Genomic DNA, 17,396 nt, shown 5'->3' on the forward strand with positions numbered 1-17,396 from the left:
CTTATAAGTCTTCTGTTCTTGCTGCTGTAGAACATTTTCCGCAGTCGTGGCAATGCGCGGGAGGCGAGCCACGCGCGTCATTGTGAGCCAACGGGTCGGCGCAAAGCGCCGCCCGATGACAGGCTCCGCGAAGCAATCCATCGATCTGCGCGTGTAGTGCGATGGATTGCTTCGTCGCTTCAGCGCAAAATTGCTTTGCAATTTTGTTGCGAGTTCCTCGCAATGACGGGGGAGAAGGACGTGCCTAACCCCATCCTGCAGTCAGCCCGCCATCCACCGTGTAGATCACGCCCGACGTATAGCCGGCGCGGTCGGAGGCGAGGAACGCCATGAGGTCGCCGATCTCGCGCGCATGCGCGGGGCGGCCGAGCGGCAGGCCCGTCTGGAACTCCTTGTAACGATTCTCGTCGCCGAGCTGGTGCTTGGCGCGGGTTTTGAGCAGCGTGACGTGGCGATCGGTGCCGACTGGACCCGGATTGATGCCGACGACGCGGATGTTGTCGGCGAGGCTTTTTCCGCCGAGCGCACGGGTGAAGGCCATCAGCGCGGCGTTACCGGCGCTGCCGCAGATGTAGTTGGCGTCGAACTTCTCGCCGGCCGCGCCGATATCGTTGACGATCACCCCGCCGCCGCGCGCCTTCATCTGGGCATAGATTGCGCGTGTCAGGTTGATATAGCCGAACACCTTCAACTCCCAGGCGTGACGCCAGGTCGCCTCGTCGATCTTGTCGAGCGAGCCGCCGGGGATATCGCCGGCGTTGTTGACGAGGATGTCGATGTCGGCCGCCTCGTTGGCCAGCCGGGCGCGATCCTCCGGTTTGCGCAGATCGACCACGCTGGTTGCCGCATCGATCTGGTGCGCGGAGCGCAGCCGTTCGGCGAGCGCCTTGAGCTGATCGCCATTGCGGGCGGCCAAAAGCAGATTGGCGCCTTCCTCGGCAAAGGCTTCGGCGGCGGCCGCGCCAATGCCCTTCGAGGCGCCGGTGATCAGGACACGCTTGCCGCGCAGATGCAGATCCATGGGATGACTCACTTGCTATGAGGAACGGATGTCGGCGAATTCGTAGGGGCAGGGTCGCGCAGCGGTCAACATTGCACTGCAGCGTTGCGCTCACGCGAAGTTTGGTCCATTGCAGGGCGATCAGGATAGGCGGCATTGCCGGCCGGGCAAATCACAAGGGTGTTCTCGATGAGCAAGAAACAGTATCGGATTGCGGTCATTCCCGGCGACGGCATCGGCAAGGAAGTGATGCCGGAGGGGCTGCGCGTCATCGAGGCGGCGGCGAAGAAGCACGGCGTCGCCGTGCAGTTCGATCATTTCGACTTCGCCTCCTACGATTATTACGAGAAGCAGGGCGAGATGATGCCGCCGGACTGGAAGGAGAAGATCGGCAAGCACGACGCGATCTATTTCGGCGCGGTGGGCTGGCCGGCCAAGATCTCGGATCACATCTCGCTGTGGGGCTCGCTGATCAAGTTCCGCCGCGAGTTCGATCAATACGTCAACCTGCGCCCGGTGCGGCTGATGCCCGGCGTGCCGTCGCCACTGGCGAACCGCAAGCCCGGCGACATCGATTTCTGGGTGGTGCGCGAGAATACCGAGGGTGAGTACTCCTCCGTCGGCGGCCGCATGTTCCCGGATACCGACCGCGAATTCGTGACCCAGCAGACGGTGATGACGCGCACCGGCGTCGACCGCATCCTGAAGTTCGCATTCGATCTGGCGCAGTCGCGGCCGAAGAAGCATCTGACCTCGGCGACCAAATCGAACGGTATCTCCATCACCATGCCCTATTGGGACGAGCGCGTGGAGGCGATGGCCAGGAAGTATCCTGGCGTGAAGTGGGACAAGTACCACATCGATATCCTGACCGCGAACTTCGTGTTGCATCCGGACTGGTTCGACGTCGTGGTCGGCTCCAACCTGTTCGGGGACATCCTCTCCGACCTCGGCCCGGCCTGCACCGGCACGATCGGCATCGCGCCGTCCGGCAACATCAATCCGGAGGGCGAATTCCCCTCGGTGTTTGAGCCGGTGCACGGCTCGGCGCCCGATATCGCGGGGCAGGGCATCGCCAACCCGATCGGCATGATCTGGTCGGGCGCGATGATGCTGGAGCATCTCGGCGAGAAGCAGGCGGCGGACGCGATCGTCGGCGCGATCGAGCGCACGCTCGGCGAACGCACGCTGCGTACCCGCGACCTCGGCGGAAATGCCGACACGACGGCTTGCGGCAAGGCGGTCGCGGAGATGGTGGACTAAGATCGCCTGCGTAGGGTGGGTTAGCGAAGCGTAACCCACCCATTCTTCCCGCAGTCACGAAATCGGTGGGTTACGTCTTCGGCTAACCCACCCTACGATCTATGACTTCACGATCCTTCGGCAATGCTCCCACGCCGCATGGATCAGGTTTTCGCTCGCTTCCGGCGTGCGGAATGCGGAGTGCGCCGACAGCGTCACGTTGGGAATCTTCGTCAGCGGATGATCCTTCGGCAGCGGCTCGATGTTATAGACGTCGAGGCCGGCGTGGCGGATGTGGCCCGAGTTCAGCGCATCGATCATGGCCTGCTCGTCGACGATGGCGCCGCGTGCGGTGTTGATCAGGACCACGCCTTTCTTCATCTTCGCGATCTTCTCGCGCGTGATCAGGCCGCGGGTCTCGTCGTTCAGGAGCAGATGGATCGAGACCACGTCGCTCCGCGCCAGCACTGTGTCGAGATCGACGAACTCGACCCCCGGATGGGACTTCGGCGACCGGTTCCAGGCGATCACCTTCATGCCGCTGCCGAGCGCGATGCGGGCGACCTCGGCGGCGATGCCGCCGAAGCCGACCAGGCCGAGCGTCTTGCCGGTGAGCTGCATGCCGTCCTCCCGCAGCCAGTTGCCGGCGCGCATCTCGCGATCCATCTGCGCGATCACACGCGCCGACGACCACATCAGCGCGATCGCGGATTCCGCGACCGCGGTGTCGCCATAGCCCTTGATCAGATGCACTGATATTCCGAGCTCGGCGAGCTCCTCCGGGTTCATGTAGCTGCGCGCGCCGGTGCCGAGGAACACGACGTGCTTCAACCCGGAGCATTTTTTGGCGATGTCGGTCGGCAGCGCGGTGTGGTCGATGATCGCGATCTCCGCGCCGTCGAGCACTGCCGGGTAATCCTCGGGCTTGATGTCGGGATTGCGGTTGATCCGCACCTTGGGATCGCCCGGCTTCTCCAGCCGCTCCGTGATCGCAGCGAGCGCTTCATTGGCGTCGACAAACACTCCGCGCACGAAAGCCTCCGTCCAAAGGGAAAGATGATGATCAGGATGCGACGCCCGCGAGCGCCAGCACGGTGTGCATCAATACGTTGGCACCGGCGGCGCAGTCGGCCTGCGTCGCGTCCTCCAGCTCGTTGTGGCTGATGCCGTCCTTGCAGGGCACGAACACCATTGCCGCCGGCATCGCCGTGTTGAGGTTGCAGGCATCATGGCCGGCGCCGGAGGTGATGCGGCGGTGCGAGTAGCCGAGCTGCTTTGCCGCATTCTCGACCGCATCGACCAGCTTCGGGTCGAAATGCGTCGGGGCCTTGCGCCAGACCAGATCGAGCTGAACCTCGACCTTGCGGCGCGTCGCGATCTCGGCCACCGCCGCGCGCAGGTCGCGATCCAGTGCGTCCATGATCGCGGCGTCGGCGCTGCGGCAATCCACCGTGAAGGCGATTTCGCCCGGAATCACATTGCGCGAGGGCTTTGCGATCACGGCCTCGCCGATGGTGCCGACCGCATTCGGGCCGTGCTTTTTGGCGATGCTTTCCATCGCCAGCACGATCTCCGACAGCGTCGCCAGGGCATCGCGCCGCAGCGGCATCGGGGTCGAGCCGGCATGGCTCTCGAAGCCGGTGATCTTGCCATCGTACCACAACACGCCCTGGCCGGAATCGACCACGCCGATGGTCTTGTTCTCGGCCTCAAGGATCGGTCCCTGCTCGATATGCAGCTCGACGAAGCTGGTGAACTTCTGGCGGCCGACCGGGCTGTCGCCGCGATAGCCGATGGTGTCGAGCGCCTGAGCCACCGTGATGCCGTCGGCATCCTTACGCGACAAAATGTCGTCGGTGGTGAAGTCGCCGACATAGGCCGCGGACGCCATCATCGCCGGCGCGAACCGCGAGCCTTCCTCGTTGGTCCAGTTGCAGATGCAGATCGGCAGCTCGGTCTCGATCCCGGCATCGTTGAGCGTGCGCACCATTTCGAGCGCGGCGAGCGTGCCGAGCACGCCGTCATACTTGCCGCCGGTCGGCTGGGTGTCGAGATGCGAGCCGACGCCGATCGGAGGCTTCGACATGTCGCGGCCCTTGCGCAGGCCGAACATCGAGCCGAGCGCATCGACATGCACCTCGAGGCCGGCATCCTGGCACGCCTTGCGAAACCAGTCGCGCACCTGCTTGTCCTCGGCGCTCAGTGTCAGCCGCCGTACGCCGCCTTTCGGGGTGGCGCCGAACTGCGCGGTTTCGTGGATGGTGCCCCAGAGGCGGGCGGAATCGATCTGCAGGTTGGTGGCGGCTCGGCTCATTGCGGCTCTTCCCTTTACGCGATCGTTTTTTCATGACGCGCCACTGTCGCCCCGTCAACCGCCACGCTTGGCTGTGCGATCTGCCCGGCGAGATTGGCGACGCGCTCGATGGCCACCGCATCGGGGGAGGCGAGCCAGCTTGCGGTGAAGGTGAGGGGCGGCAGCTTGAGGTCGGTATCGAGCAGCTGCAACCGCCCGTCGGCAAGCTCGTTCTCGACGATCGCCGACGGAATGACGGCGATGCCGAGACCTTCATTGGCCATGTGGATGACGGTCGCCAGCGACGTGCTGGCGTGCAGGCGGATCGGCGGCAGATCGGGTCCGTTGAACAGCGCGCGCACGGTCTCGTAGGGCTGGGTCTTGCGCGGAAAGGTGATGATCGGAAACCGCGCCAGATCCTGCCGCGCCACCGGGCCGGCGCCGAGGCCGAGCGCAGGGCTCGCGAGGAAACCGATCGGATAGTCGCAGAGCACGCGGTTGTGCGCGCCGGAAGCCGAGACCGGTCCGAGCACGAAGGCGAGTTCGATCTCCTGTGCCAGCAGCCGCGCGGTCAAATTGGGGGTGATGTCGACCTCGATCTCCAGCGACAGGTTCGGGTAGATCTCGTTCACGCTCTTGACCAGCCGCGGCAGCCAGGTGTGCACGATCGTCTCCGCGACACCGAGCCGCAGCGCGCCGCGCATCGCCGACCGGTCGCCGACCTCGGCCATCATCTCCGAACGCAGCCCGATCAGCTTCTCGGCATAGATCATCATCTGCCGCCCGCTCGGTGTCGGCGAGGCCACCCGATGGTCGCGGTTCAACAGCTTGACACCCATCTCGCGCTCGAGCTGGGCGATACGTTGCGAGATCGCCGGCTGGGTGGTGTTGAGCCGCTGGGCGGCGCCGCGGAAGCTGCCGAGCTTGACGACCCAGAGGAAGGTTTCGATCGAGCGGAAGTCGGTCACTGGAAGCATTTTTCCAATCGATAAATCAGAGTTATCGATTTTGATTAGAAAGGACGATTAGACATTATACCACGCTTGGTGTTGGCTTGTCCTTGTCGAGATTATGGGCAGGAGGGTCCCATGACTGTTTTTGCGGCAGTGCAGCGATCTCAGGGGGAAGCGGTGCTTCCGAGCGTTGAGGCCCGCCAGGCCTGCCGCAACGGCATGGCCTCCACCACCGCCGGCGTCGCCAAGGGCTTCGTCCAGGGCAATCTCGCCATCCTGCCGGAAGAGCTCGCCGGCGCCTTCCACCGGTTCTGCCAACTCAATCCAAAGCCGTGCCCGATCATCGGTATGTCCGATGTCGGCGATCCCCGCATCCCCGCGCTCGGCCTCGATCTCGACATCCGCACCGATGTGCCGCGCTACCGGGTCTGGCGCGACGGCGAGGTGGCCGACGAGCCGACCGACATCATGCAATATTGGCGCGACGATCTCGTCGCCTTTGTGCTCGGCTGCTCGTTCTCGTTCGAAGAGGCTTTGATGGACGAGGGGCTGCCGATTCGTCACATCGAGCACAATGTGCGCGTGCCAATGTACCGCACCAACATCGCGTGCAGTCCGTCGGGGCCGTTCCAGGGACCGATGGTGGTGTCGATGCGGCCGTTCAAGCCGGCGGACGCGATCCGCGCGGTGCAGATTACCTCGCGCTTTCCTTCGGTGCATGGCGCGCCGGTCCATCTCGGCCACCCGCACTCGATCGGCATCAAGGACATCGCGAAACCCGACTACGGCGATCCGGTGCCGGTCGCGGACGACGAGATCCCGGTGTTCTGGGCCTGCGGTGTGACTCCGCAAGCGGTGATCGCAAATGCGAAGCTGCCGTTCGCAATCACGCACGCGCCCGGATTGATGCTTGTCACGGATCTCAGGAACAAACAGCTCGCTGTGCTTTGAATAGGCAATTCGTGCAATTCATTGAGGCTTTACTGCGCGCTACAAGCACTTCATCGATAAAAACAGACTGACCTAGGGGAATTGGGAATGACGATCTCTCGCCGTAACGTGTTGCTCGGTGCCACTGCCGCCGCTGCGCTCGGTCCGATGGCCGCACGCGCGCAGACCAGCGAAGTGGTGATCGGCGTGATCTATCCGCTGTCCGGCTCCAGCGCACAGATCGGCGTCGACGCGCAGCGTGCGTTCGAGACCGCGGCCGACATCATCAACAAGAACTATGATTTCGCATTGCCGCTGGCCAAGGGCGAAGGCCTGCCCGGCCTCGGCGGGGCCAAGGTGCGGCTCGTGTTCGCCGACCATCAGGCTGATCCGCAGAAGGGCCGCGCCGAAGCCGAGCGCCTGATCACGCAGGACAAGGTCTGCGCCGTGATCGGCACCTATCAGAGCGCGGTCGCCGTCACCGTCAGCCAGATCTGCGAACGCTACCAGGTGCCGTTCATCTCGGCCGACAACTCCTCGCCGAGCCTGCATCGTCGCGGCCTGAAGTATTATTTCCGCGCAGCGCCGCATGACGAGATGTTCTCGACCGCGATGTTCGACTTCTTCGACGCGATGAAGAAGAAGGGGCAGAAGATCGAGACGCTGGCGCTGTTCCACGAGGACACGATTTTCGGCACCGATTCGTCCAACGCGCAGCTCAAGCTCGCCAACGAGCGCGGCTACAAGGTGGTGACTGACATCAAGTATCGCGCCAACTCGCCGTCGCTGACCGCCGAGGTGCAGCAGCTCAAGGCCGCGAATGCCGACGTGCTGATGCCGTCGAGCTACACCACCGACGCGATCCTGCTGGTCAAGACTATGGCCGAGCTCGGCTACAAGCCGAAGAACATCGTAGCGCAGGATGCCGGCTTCTCGGAAAAGGCGTTGTACGACGCGGTCGGCGACAAGCTCGAAGGCGTGATCTCGCGCGGCAGCTTCTCGCTCGACCTTGCGCAGAAGCGTCCGATGGTGGGGCTCATCAACGAGATGTACCGCGCCAAGTCCGGCAAGGACTTCAATGACTATTCGTCGCGCCAGTTCATGGGCCTGATCGTGATGGCCGATGCGATCAACCGCGCCAAGTCGACCGACGGCGAGAAGATCCGCGAGGCGCTGGCCGCGACCGACATGCCGGGCGAGCAGACCATCATGCCGTGGCGGCGCGTCAAGTTCGACGAGATGGGGCAGAACAACTTCGCCGATCCGGTGCTGCTCCAATATGCCGCGAAGAACTTCGTCACGATCTTCCCGGAACAGGCCGCCGTCTCCGAGGCGATCTGGCCGATGAACAGCTGATCGGTCGGCCACTCTCCTTCGTCGTCCCGGGCAAGCGAAGCGCGACCCGGGACCCATTACCCCAGGCAGGCGTTTTGCGATGATTGGTTGCTGTCTCTCCTCTCGATGCATTTGTGGTTATGGGTCCTGGCATTCGCCAGGACGACGCTGGAGCCGTGCATTGATCGGGGCGCAACGGTGACAGCCGAGACCATCATCCAGAGTCTGGCGAGCGGCCTGCTGATGGGGCTGCTCTACGGACTGATCGCCGCCGGGCTCGCATTGATCTTCGGATTGATGGACGTCGTGAATTTCGCGCACGGCGAGTTCCTGATGATCGCGATGTACGCGACCTTCTTCCTGTTCGCGTTCTTCGCGATCGATCCCTTGCTGTCGGCGCCGCTGGTCGCCGCGGCGCTGTTCGTGTTCGGCGCGGTGGTCTATCTGTTGGTCGTCCGCTTCGCCGTGCGCGCCAAAGCCAATGCCGGCATGGTGCAGATCTTCTCGACCTTCGGTCTTGCGATCGTCATGCGCGGTCTGGCGCAGTTCTTCTTCACGCCCGACTATCGCAGCGTCACGCACTCGTGGCTCGGCGGCAAGACGGTGGCGGTCGCCGGCATCTATCTGCCTGAGCCGCAACTGGTCGGCGCGTTCGTCTCGATTGCGGCCTTTGTCGCGCTCTATTTCTTCATCCATCGCACCGATTTCGGCCGCGCGCTCGAGGCGACCCGCGAGGACGCCGGCGCGGTGGCGCTGGTCGGCATCGACAAGAACAGGGTGTTCGCGCTGGGCTGGGGCCTTGGCGCCGCGCTGGTCGGGCTCGCCGGCGCCATCATGGCGATCTTCTTCTACGTCTATCCCGATGTCGGCGCGTCCTTCGCCCTGATCGCCTATGTCACGGTGGCGCTTGGCGGCTTCGGCAGCGTGTTCGGCGCCTTTGCCGGCGGCATCATTGTCGGCCTGGTGGAAGCGACCACTGCGCTGATCCTGCCGCCGTCGCTGAAATCGGTCGGGATCTATGCCGTCTACCTCCTGATCGTCTTCATCCGGCCGCGCGGCCTGTTCGGATCGATGTGATGGACAAGCACTTCGCCCAACGCCGCAGGCGTGACCTGATCATGGCCGGTTGCCTGGCCATGATCGCCGCGCTGGTGCCGCTGTTCGTCAAGGACGTCTACGTCCAGAACATCATGGTTCTGACCCTGATGTACGCGGCGCTGTCGCAGAGCTGGAACATCTTGTCCGGCTATTGCGGGCAGATCTCGCTCGGCCACGCGCTCTATTTCGGGCTCGGCGCCTACACCACGGCGCTGCTGTTCACCAAGTTCGGCGTGCTGCCGTGGTTCGGCATGCTGGCGGGCGGTGCGATCTCCGCGGTGATCGCGATGGCGCTCGGCTATCCCTGCTTCCGCCTGCGCGGCCATTACTTCGTGATCGCGACCATCGTGATCGCCGAGATCGCGCTGCTGTTGATCCAGAACTGGGATTGGGCGGGTGCCGCGCTCGGCATCGACATCCCGGTGCGCGGCGACAGTTGGCTGAAATTCCAGTTCACCCGTTCCAAGCTGCCGTACTTCTATTTCGCGCTGGCGCTGGCCTGCATCGCCTGGTTCGTCACCTGGTGGCTGGAAGACTCCAAATGGGGCTATTGGTGGCGTGCGGTGAAGGACAATCCGGATGCTGCTGAGAGCTTGGGCGTGGTCGTGTTCAATTCCAAGATGGGCGCAGCGGCGGTGTCCGCCTTCCTGGTCGCGGTCGGCGGCAGCTTCTACGCCCAGTTCGTCTCCTATATCGACCCCGAAAGCGTGATGGGCTTCCAGTTCTCGCTGCTGATGGCGTTGCCTGCGGTGCTCGGGGGCATCGGCACGTTGTGGGGGCCGATGCTGGGTGCCGTCATCCTGATCCCGCTCACCGAGTTGACGCGGTCGTTCGTCGGCGGTTCGGGGCGCGGCGTCGACCTGATCGTCTACGGCACCCTGATCGTCCTGATCTCGCTGGCGCTGCCGCGGGGGCTGGTGAGTGTGTTCTCCCTGCGCAAGGGGGCCGCGCGATGACGACGCTTCTTGAAACCCGCGGCGTCTGGCAGCGTTTCGGCGGCCTTGTCGCCAACAGCGACGTCTCGATCTCGGTCGGCCGCGGTGAGATCGTCGGCCTGATTGGTCCGAACGGCGCCGGCAAGTCGACACTGTTCAACCTGATCGCGGGCGTGCTGCCGCCGACGCAAGGCTCGATCATCTTCGACGGCGAGGACGTCACCCGGCTGCGCGCGGCGGAACGCTGCCAGCGCGGCATCGGACGCACTTTCCAGGTGGTGAAGAGCTTCGAGACCATGACTGTTATCGACAACGTCATTGTCGGCGCGCTGATCCGCAACACGGTGATGCGGGTGGCGCGGAAGAAGGCCTACGAGGTGCTGGAGTTCTGCGGCCTTGCCGCGCGCGCCGATGTGCTGGCCAGCGACCTGGTGCCGTCGGAGAAGCGTCGACTCGAGGTTGCGCGCGCGCTCGCAACCGAGCCGAAGCTCTTGCTGCTCGACGAAGTCCTCACCGGGCTGACGCCGGTCGAGGCGCAGACCGGCGTCGAGCTGGTCCGCAAGGTGCGCGCCACCGGTATCACGGTGCTGATGGTCGAGCACGTCATGGAGATCGTGATGCCGCTGGTCGACCGCGCCATCGTGCTCGATCTCGGCAAGGTGCTGATCGAAGGCAAGCCCACTGAGGTCGTCCGCAATCCCAAAGTCATCACTGCCTATCTCGGGGATCGTCATGCTGTCGGTGCGTGAAGTCACCACCGCCTATCAGGGCCTGGTTGCGATCTCCTCGGTGTCGATCGACGTCGCCAAGGGCGAGATCGTCTGCGTCGCTGGCGCCAACGGCGCGGGCAAGTCGACGCTCCTGAAATCGATCGCCGGCGCCGAGCGCCCGCGCTCGGGGACCGTGACCTTCGACGGCAACCGAATCGATGGCAAGCCGCAGCACGTCATCACCGCCGGCGGCATCGCCTTCGTGCCGGAAAACCGCCGGCTGTTTCCGCGGCTTTCGGTGCGCGACAATCTGCGCCTCGGCAGCTATCTCTATCGCAGCCAGGCCAATCGCGACGAGCCGCTCGATCTGGTCTTCAAGCTGTTTCCGCGGCTCTCGGAACGGCTCGATCAGCGCGCCGAGACGCTGTCGGGCGGCGAGCAGCAGATGCTGGCGATCGGCCGCGCGCTGATGACGCGGCCGCGGCTATTGATGCTCGACGAGCCGTCGCAGGGCATCATGCCGAAGCTGGTCGACGAGATCTTCCAGGCCGTGAAGCGCATCCGCGACGCCGGCATGACGGTACTGATCGTCGAGCAGCGCATGGCCGAGTGCCTGGAGATCGCTGACCGCGCCTACATCCTGCAAACCGGCCGCGTGCTGATGCAGGGCGCGGCCGCGGAGATCAGCACCAATCCCGACGTGCGCAAGGCGTATTTGGGGCTGTAATCAGCAGGATATTTCCACGCACCCACCCAGCCGTCATCCTGGAGGTGCGAGCGGAGCGACCCTCGAAGGATGAGCTGCAAACGCCCGCGGCCATCCTTCGAGGCACGCCGAAGGGGCGCGCGCCTCACAGGATGACGCCGGTGCGTGTGGTGAGCGGCGTCCGGGCTACGAGCTAGTGCCAGTGTTCCGGCAGCGTCAGCCCGAACACCTTCGTCAGATCCGCCACCTGCTCCGACGACAGGTACCGCGGATTGAGCCTGCGCAGCAGCAGATAGAGCTTGGCGGTTTCCTCCAGCTCTTCAGTCGCGAACACCGCGGCTTCCAGCGTGTCGCCCGAAACCACTGGACCGTGATTGGCGAGCAGCACGGATGAATATTTCCCGGCCAGCCCCTTGATCGCGTCGGCAACCGCGGGATCGCCGGGGCGATAGTACGGCACCAGCGCGGTCTGGCCGCACTTCATCACGTAGTAGGCCGTCATCGGCGGCAGCGCGGCGCGCGGGTCGATTTCGGGCAGCATCGAGAGCGCGACCGAGTGGGTGGAGTGCAGGTGCACCACGGCCCGCGCAGCGGAGCGGGTCTGGTACAGCGCGGTGTGCAGCGGCACTTCCTTGGTTGGGGCGTCGCCGGAGACCAGCCGGCCGTCGGCCGCGAGCCGGGACATCCTTGCCGGATCGAGGAAGCCGAGCGAGGCGTTGGTCGGCGTCACCAGCCAGCCGCCGTCATCGAGCCGGACGCTGATATTGCCCGAGGAGCCCGGCGTCAGCCCGCGCTCGAACAGCGAGCGGCCGAAGCGGCAGATATCCTCACGAAGCTTTGTTTCGTTCATGACGCGCAAGCCTCCCCTGTTGTCACTTTGTCTCATGCTTTGGCAGCGCGGCCAAGCCGTGATAGGCAGACAGCTAAACCCGCCAATAACGTTTCGAGGGATCGCCGCATGTCCAGTTCCGCCACACCGCGCGTTGCCGTCATCGGGCTCGGTTCGATGGGTTTCGGCATGGCGACCTCGCTCAAGCGCGCCGGCTTTGACGTCACCGGCTGCGACGTTTCGGCGGAGGCGGTCGGGCGGTTCGTTGCCGACGGCGGCAAGGGCGCCAAGACGCCGGCCGAGGCCGCGAAGGATGCTGATATCGCGGTCAGCGTCGTCGTCAACGCGGCGCAGACCGAGGCTATCCTGTTCGGCGCCGGCGGCGTGGCCGAGACGCTGCCCAAGGACGCGGTGTTCGTGTCGTCGGCCACCATGGACCCCGATATCGCGCGGCGCCTCGCCAAGCAGCTCGAGGCGAGCGGCCGGCACTATCTGGACGCGCCGATCTCCGGCGGCGCCCAGCGCGCGGCGCAGGGCGAGCTGACCATCCTTGCGTCGGGCAGCGCTGCGGCATTTGCAAAAGCGCGGCCGGCGCTGGATGCGATGGCGGCGAAGCTCTACGAGCTCGGCGATGCCGCAGGGCAGGGCGCCGCCTTCAAGATGATCAACCAGCTGCTCGCCGGCGTGCATATCGCCGCCGCCTCGGAGGCGATCGCGTTCGCGGCCAAGCAGGGCCTCGATATCCGGAAAGTCTACGAGGTGATCACGGCCTCCGCGGGCAATTCCTGGATGTTCGAGAACCGCATGCCGCACGTGCTCGAGGGCGACTACACGCCGCGCAGCGCGGTGGAGATTTTCGTCAAGGACCTCGGCATCATCCAGGACATGGCGCGCAATGCGCGCTTCCCGGTGCCGGTCTCGGCCGCGGCGCTGCAGATGTTCCTGATGACGGCGGCGGCCGGCATGGGCCGTGACGACGATGCGTCAGTGGCGCGGATGTATGCGCAGGTCACCGGTACCAAACTGCCCGGCGAGAAATAAGAGGATCTCCAGATGCCCCGCTTTGCCGCCAATCTCTCCATGATGTTCAACGAAGTCCCGTTTCTCGACCGCTTCGAGGCGGCGGCGAAAGCGGGCTTCACCGCGGTCGAGTTCCTGTTTCCCTACGATCATCCGGCCGAGGAGGTCGGCAAGCGGCTGAAGGCGGCCGGCCTGACGCAGGCGCTGTTCAATCTGCCGCCGGGCGACTGGAACGCCGGCGAGAAGGGCTTCGCCGCGCTGCCGGATCGCTTCGCCGACCTGCAACAGAGCCTGACAACCGCGCTGCCCTATGCGCAGGCGACCGGGGTGAAGCGGCTGCATCTGATGGCAGGCATCGCAGACCGTGGAGACCGGCGCGCGGTGGAAGCCTTTTACAAATCCGTCGCTTACGCCGCGGAGTTCTTCGCGCCGCATGGCCTCGACGTCGTGATCGAGCCGATCAATCCGCGCAATGTGCCCGGCTACTTCCTCAACGACTTCACCTTCGCGCGCGACCTGGTCAACGAGTTGAAGATTCCAAACCTCAAGCTGCAATTCGACATCTATCACTGCCAGATCATCCATGGCGACGTGACGATGCGGCTGCGCGAGATGATGCCAATTATCGGCCACATCCAGATCGCATCGATCCCCTCGCGCAACGAGCCCGACGGAGAGGAGCTGAACTATCCGTTCCTGTTCGGCGAGCTCGACCGGCTCGGCTATGACGGCTTCGTCGGCTGCGAATACAATCCGCGCGGCAAGACCACGGACGGTCTCGCCTGGTTCAAGCCCTACGCCGGAGTGAAGCCGTGACACCAGCAGCGAAACTGTCTCTTGGCTGCATCGCCGACGACTATACCGGCGCCTCCGACCTCGCCAACACGCTGACCCGCGCCGGTCTGCGCACCGTGCAGACCATCGGCGTGCCCGCTGGCGATCTCGCGCTGCCCGAGGTCGATGCCGTCGTGGTGTCGCTGAAGAGCCGCTCCATCGAGGCTGATCTCGCAGTATCGCGCTCGCGCGCGGCGGAGACATGGCTGCGCGGCCGCGGCGCTGCTCATATTTTGTTCAAGGTCTGCTCGACCTTCGATTCCACCGACGCCGGCAATATCGGTCCGGTGATGGACGCGCTGTGCGCCGATTCCGGCGATACAATCGTGCTGGTGACGCCGGCGTTTCCGGAGACCGGCCGCACCGTCTATCAGGGCAATCTGTTCGTCGGCTCGGTGCCGCTGAACGAGAGTCCGCTGAAGGACCACCCGCTCAATCCGATGCACGATTCCAACCTGGTGCGGGTGCTGGCGCGCCAGAGCAGGACGAAGGTGGGATTGGTCGATCTCGCGACGCTGACCCGTGGCGTCGATGCCGTCAGGGCCAAGCTCGCCGAGCTCGCAGCCAGGGGCATTGGCGCTGCGATCGTCGACGCGGTGTTCGACCGCGACCTCGAAGCGATCGGGCAGGTGGCGCTCGACCATCGCGTCTCGGTCGGCGCCTCCGGCATCGGCCTCGGATTGGCGCGGGCGCTGGTCGCGGCCGGGACAGTGAAACCGGATGCCTCGAGCGCGATGCCCGATGCTGCAGTCGGCGGGCCGGCGGCCTGTCTCGCCGGCAGTTGTTCGCAGGCGACCCTGCAGCAGATCGCGAACGCCGAGAAGGTGATGCCGGTGCTGCATCTGGATCCCGAGCGGGTGGTCACCGGCAAGGACGAGGCGCAGCGCGCGCTGGCCTGGGCAAAGGATCGGATCGGCGACGGCCCGATCCTGATCGCGAGCAGCGTGACCCCCGACGAGGTCGCAGCTCTCCAATCCCGTCATGGCCGCGATGCAGCCGGACATGCCATCGAGCAGGCGATGGCCGACATCGCCGAAGGCCTGGTGCGGGCGGGCGTACGCCGGCTGGTGGTGGCCGGTGGTGAAACGTCAGGCGCCGTGGTCGATCGCCTGCGCATCCCCGGCTTCCTCGTCGGTGCGGAAATCGCCGCCGGCGTTCCGGTCTTGCGTGCCGTCGGAATCAACAGCGGCGACATGCTGCTTGCCCTGAAATCGGGCAATTTCGGCGGACCGGAATTCTTCTCGGACGCGCTCGCCCTGATGCGCTGAGCGCGCCTCGCGCATGCCGTCACGGGCGGCAATTCGCGGGTGCGTAGTTCAACAGAGTTTCAAATTAACCCAACCGAAGGAACGGCGCAGGCTTTGATGCCTGTGGCGTCCCGTCGCGTCGCCGTTTGATTGCCGCCAGGCCGCGCCCACCAGCCAGAGACATCACGACGTCCACCAAACTCTCGATCCGCCAAGATCATTTCCGTGGTGGCGTTCCTGCTTGTCGCGATGGCGGGGATGGGGCTGCTTGCCGTCAGGGATATGCAGGTGATCAACGCCAATACGGTCGACATCACCACCAACTGGCTGCCGAGCGTGCGCGTCCTTGGCGAGCTGCGCGCCGGCGTCATCACCTACCGCAACGTGATCCGCGAGCACATGCTCGCAGAGACTCTTGAAGAGAAGCTGGCGGCCGAGAAGACGCTCGCCGGCGTAGTCGAGGCCAACGGCAAGGTGCGGGCGAGCTACGAGCCGATGATCGCTTCGGCGGAGGAGCAGGCGCTCTACAAGCAGTGGTCCGAGGCCTGGGACAGGTACCAGAAGGGGACCGAGGACGTGCTGGCCTTGTCGCGCAAGGAAGCTGGCAAGCTTCCGCAAGAAGCGCATCAGCTCAACACCAAGGTCGTGAACAATATCGGCCTCGAGGCCGATGAGATCCTGCGCAAGGACATCGCACTCAACAACGCCGGCGCCGACAAGGCTGCACAGGATGCTGCCGACAATTACAATTCGGCCTTCATCGTGCTTGCGGTCATTCTCGGCGTCCCCGTCCTGATCGGCGTCGGCGTCAGTTTCTACCTGGTTCGTGACGTCTCGGCTGGCATCGCCTCGATCGTCGCGCCGATGCAGGCGCTCGGACGCGGTGACCTGACCTTGGTCGTTCCCCATCAGGGCGAGAAGACCGAGATCGGCACGATGGCCGATACGTTGCAGGTGTTCAAGGAAGCCCTGATCGCCAAGAAGGCCGCCGACGAGACCGCCGCGGCGGACGCTGAAGCCAAGATCGAGCGCGGCCGCCGGGTCGACGCCATCACCCGCAACTTCGAACAGATGATCGGCGAGATCGTGCAGACCGTGTCGTCGGCCTCGACCCAGCTCGAGGCCTCGGCCGGCACGCTGTCGGCGACGGCCACGCGTTCGCAGGAACTGACCACCGCGGTCGCCGAGGCCTCTGAAGAAGCGTCCGCCAACGTGCAGTCTGTGGCTTCTGCGACCGAAGAGCTGTCGTCGTCGGTGACCGAAATCAGCCGCCAGGTGCAGGAGTCGGCGCGGATGGCCACTGACGCCGTCGGTCAAGCGCGCACCACCAATGATCGCGTCAGCGAGCTGTCGAAGGCGGCCGCGCGGATCGGCGACGTGGTCGAGCTCATCGACACCATTGCCGGCCAGACCAACCTGCTCGCGCTGAACGCCACCATCGAGGCGGCACGCGCCGGCGAAGCGGGCCGTGGCTTTGCGGTCGTGGCCTCCGAGGTCAAGGCGCTGGCCGAGCAGACCGCGAAGGCGACCGGCGAGATCAGCCAGCAGATTTCCGGCATCCAGGCCGCGACGCAGGAGTCGGTCGGCGCCATCAAGGATATCTCTTCGACCATCGAGCGCCTGTCGGAGATTTCGTCCACGATCGCGGCCGCGGTCGAAGAGCAGGGCGCCGCGACGCAGGAGATTTCCCGCAACGTGCAGCAGGCGGCGCAGGGCACCCAGCAGGTCTCGGCCAACATCACCGACGTGTAGCACGGCGCGACCGAAACCGGCTCGGCCTCGAGCCAGGTGCTGTCGGCGGCGCAGACGCTGTCGGGTGACAGCAACCGTCTCAAGCTCGAGGTCGGCCGATTCCTGAACGCGGTCTGCGCCGCCTGAGGCGCTTGCGTATCAAGCGGCCGCAAAGGCATCGTCCCCGAGCGGCGGCCGGAACCCGCATTGACGAGCTGCAACAGAACGTGGCGCGTCGGATCTGCGCACCACGTTTGACAATTTCGCAGACCTGCGATGCATCGGCTTCGTGGGGTCAAAACAATGTCGTTGCGGTGCCGATTTTCAGAGCAGGTCAGTCTCTTTTTGGGCGATAACTTGCTCGCGCGGGAGGCGTCGTGGTGGGCTCGCTCACGCGCTATGCCAAGGAAGTGAAGGCGGCCGGCCCGCGACGGGTTGGCGTTTCACGGTCGTTCGGGTAAATCGGCCTGTGCACAACGGCCTTTTTCCAGCGCCGATTCCTTTGCATGGGCAGGCTCCTTCGAGAATTTCGG

General features: G+C 64.9%; 15 protein-coding genes and 1 pseudogene. 11 read left to right on the forward strand and 5 right to left on the reverse strand.

All coding sequences use genetic code 11. The annotated features are described in order from the left end of the window. Nucleotides 1-244: 244 nt before the first annotated feature. The gene (locus MTX23_RS11800; protein WP_280976804.1) at nucleotides 245-1,021 is read right to left on the reverse strand and encodes an SDR family oxidoreductase; all 777 of its coding nucleotides are present in this window, start codon (nucleotides 1,019-1,021) and stop codon (nucleotides 245-247) included. A 168-nt stretch (nucleotides 1,022-1,189) separates the two neighbouring features. Between MTX23_RS11800 and MTX23_RS11805 the strand changes: the two genes are divergently transcribed. Then, nucleotides 1,190-2,263, forward strand: coding sequence for a tartrate dehydrogenase (locus MTX23_RS11805; RefSeq protein ID WP_280976805.1), 1,074 nt, complete (start codon nucleotides 1,190-1,192; stop codon nucleotides 2,261-2,263). Nucleotides 2,264-2,362: 99 nt separating this feature from the next. On the opposite strand, the gene MTX23_RS11810 is transcribed toward MTX23_RS11805, so the two are convergent. The 3 genes from MTX23_RS11810 to MTX23_RS11820 are packed head-to-tail and all read right to left on the reverse strand — an operon-like array spanning nucleotide 2,363 to nucleotide 5,503. Continuing rightward, the gene (locus tag MTX23_RS11810) at nucleotides 2,363-3,274 is read right to left on the reverse strand and encodes an NAD(P)-dependent oxidoreductase (RefSeq protein WP_280976806.1); all 912 of its coding nucleotides are present in this window, start codon (nucleotides 3,272-3,274) and stop codon (nucleotides 2,363-2,365) included. 31 nt (nucleotides 3,275-3,305) lie between these two features. Beyond that, nucleotides 3,306-4,556 (reverse strand): Zn-dependent hydrolase, encoded by a 1,251-nt coding sequence (locus MTX23_RS11815; protein WP_280976807.1) that lies wholly within the window; start codon nucleotides 4,554-4,556, stop codon nucleotides 3,306-3,308. A 14-nt stretch (nucleotides 4,557-4,570) separates the two neighbouring features. Then, nucleotides 4,571-5,503 carry a LysR family transcriptional regulator gene (locus MTX23_RS11820; RefSeq protein WP_280978051.1) on the reverse strand — a complete coding sequence of 311 codons (933 nt, stop codon included), beginning with the start codon at nucleotides 5,501-5,503 and terminating at the stop codon, nucleotides 4,571-4,573. 120 nt (nucleotides 5,504-5,623) lie between these two features. Here MTX23_RS11820 and MTX23_RS11825 point away from each other — a divergent pair, with 120 nt between their 5' ends. From MTX23_RS11825 to MTX23_RS11850, 6 genes are all read left to right on the forward strand, one after another. Further along, nucleotides 5,624-6,439 carry a putative hydro-lyase gene (locus tag MTX23_RS11825; RefSeq protein ID WP_280976808.1) on the forward strand — a complete coding sequence of 272 codons (816 nt, stop codon included), beginning with the start codon at nucleotides 5,624-5,626 and terminating at the stop codon, nucleotides 6,437-6,439. Between the two features lie 87 nt (nucleotides 6,440-6,526). Beyond that, complete coding sequence (locus MTX23_RS11830) at nucleotides 6,527-7,774, forward strand: ABC transporter substrate-binding protein (RefSeq protein WP_280976809.1); 1,248 nt, start codon at nucleotides 6,527-6,529, stop codon at nucleotides 7,772-7,774. 222 nt (nucleotides 7,775-7,996) lie between these two features. Continuing rightward, complete coding sequence (locus tag MTX23_RS11835) at nucleotides 7,997-8,830, forward strand: branched-chain amino acid ABC transporter permease (RefSeq protein WP_280978053.1); 834 nt, start codon at nucleotides 7,997-7,999, stop codon at nucleotides 8,828-8,830. Beyond that, nucleotides 8,830-9,807: a branched-chain amino acid ABC transporter permease gene (locus MTX23_RS11840; protein ID WP_280976810.1), complete on the forward strand. Its 978-nt coding sequence runs from the start codon at nucleotides 8,830-8,832 to the stop codon at nucleotides 9,805-9,807. Before MTX23_RS11835 ends, MTX23_RS11840 begins: the two co-directional genes overlap by 1 nt. Then, nucleotides 9,804-10,535 carry an ABC transporter ATP-binding protein gene (locus tag MTX23_RS11845; RefSeq protein WP_280976811.1) on the forward strand — a complete coding sequence of 244 codons (732 nt, stop codon included), beginning with the start codon at nucleotides 9,804-9,806 and terminating at the stop codon, nucleotides 10,533-10,535. The genes MTX23_RS11840 and MTX23_RS11845 overlap by 4 nt, the downstream gene beginning before the upstream one ends. Next, complete coding sequence (locus MTX23_RS11850; protein WP_280976812.1) at nucleotides 10,519-11,223, forward strand: ABC transporter ATP-binding protein; 705 nt, start codon at nucleotides 10,519-10,521, stop codon at nucleotides 11,221-11,223. Before MTX23_RS11845 ends, MTX23_RS11850 begins: the two co-directional genes overlap by 17 nt. Before the next feature lie 172 nt (nucleotides 11,224-11,395). Here the strand turns inward: MTX23_RS11850 and MTX23_RS11855 are convergent, their stop codons facing one another. Then, on the reverse strand, nucleotides 11,396-12,052 hold the full coding sequence (locus MTX23_RS11855) for an aldolase (protein ID WP_280976813.1): 657 nt from the start codon (nucleotides 12,050-12,052) through the stop codon (nucleotides 11,396-11,398). Nucleotides 12,053-12,160: 108 nt separating this feature from the next. Between MTX23_RS11855 and ltnD the strand changes: the two genes are divergently transcribed. The 4 genes and pseudogenes from ltnD to MTX23_RS11875 all read left to right on the forward strand — a co-directional run bounded on the left by ltnD (nucleotide 12,161) and on the right by MTX23_RS11875 (nucleotide 17,010). After that, entirely contained in the window at nucleotides 12,161-13,072 is a 912-nt protein-coding gene (gene ltnD, locus MTX23_RS11860) for an L-threonate dehydrogenase (protein WP_280976814.1), read from the forward strand. A 12-nt stretch (nucleotides 13,073-13,084) separates the two neighbouring features. Beyond that, entirely contained in the window at nucleotides 13,085-13,867 is a 783-nt protein-coding gene (gene otnI / locus MTX23_RS11865) for a 2-oxo-tetronate isomerase (RefSeq protein ID WP_280976816.1), read from the forward strand. Further along, nucleotides 13,864-15,153, forward strand: a complete 1,290-nt coding sequence (otnK, locus tag MTX23_RS11870; RefSeq protein WP_280976817.1) for a 3-oxo-tetronate kinase — start codon at nucleotides 13,864-13,866, stop codon at nucleotides 15,151-15,153. Before otnI ends, otnK begins: the two co-directional genes overlap by 4 nt. Nucleotides 15,154-15,381: 228 nt before the next feature. After that, nucleotides 15,382-17,010: pseudogene (locus MTX23_RS11875) on the forward strand (methyl-accepting chemotaxis protein). The last annotated feature ends 386 nt before the right edge of the window (nucleotides 17,011-17,396 follow it).

Source organism: Bradyrhizobium sp. ISRA436 (genome assembly GCF_029910015.1).
In the GTDB taxonomy this organism is placed as follows: Bacteria; Pseudomonadota; Alphaproteobacteria; order Rhizobiales; family Xanthobacteraceae; genus Bradyrhizobium.

What these genes read in the sequence shown, in the direction of transcription:
- MTX23_RS11840 (WP_280976810.1), top strand. Translation starts at nt 8,830, where the DNA reads ATGGACAAGCACTTCGCCCAACGCCGCAGGCGTGACCTGATCATGGCC.
- MTX23_RS11815 (WP_280976807.1), bottom strand. Translation starts at nt 4,556, where the DNA reads ATGAGCCGAGCCGCCACCAACCTGCAGATCGATTCCGCCCGCCTCTGG.
- MTX23_RS11855 (WP_280976813.1), bottom strand. Translation starts at nt 12,052, where the DNA reads ATGAACGAAACAAAGCTTCGTGAGGATATCTGCCGCTTCGGCCGCTCG.
- otnI (WP_280976816.1), top strand. Translation starts at nt 13,085, where the DNA reads ATGCCCCGCTTTGCCGCCAATCTCTCCATGATGTTCAACGAAGTCCCG.
- ltnD (WP_280976814.1), top strand. Translation starts at nt 12,161, where the DNA reads ATGTCCAGTTCCGCCACACCGCGCGTTGCCGTCATCGGGCTCGGTTCG.
- MTX23_RS11850 (WP_280976812.1), top strand. Translation starts at nt 10,519, where the DNA reads ATGCTGTCGGTGCGTGAAGTCACCACCGCCTATCAGGGCCTGGTTGCG.
- MTX23_RS11805 (WP_280976805.1), top strand. Translation starts at nt 1,190, where the DNA reads ATGAGCAAGAAACAGTATCGGATTGCGGTCATTCCCGGCGACGGCATC.
- MTX23_RS11835 (WP_280978053.1), top strand. Translation starts at nt 7,997, where the DNA reads ATGGGGCTGCTCTACGGACTGATCGCCGCCGGGCTCGCATTGATCTTC.
- MTX23_RS11825 (WP_280976808.1), top strand. Translation starts at nt 5,624, where the DNA reads ATGACTGTTTTTGCGGCAGTGCAGCGATCTCAGGGGGAAGCGGTGCTT.
- MTX23_RS11800 (WP_280976804.1), bottom strand. Translation starts at nt 1,021, where the DNA reads ATGGATCTGCATCTGCGCGGCAAGCGTGTCCTGATCACCGGCGCCTCG.
- MTX23_RS11845 (WP_280976811.1), top strand. Translation starts at nt 9,804, where the DNA reads ATGACGACGCTTCTTGAAACCCGCGGCGTCTGGCAGCGTTTCGGCGGC.
- MTX23_RS11830 (WP_280976809.1), top strand. Translation starts at nt 6,527, where the DNA reads ATGACGATCTCTCGCCGTAACGTGTTGCTCGGTGCCACTGCCGCCGCT.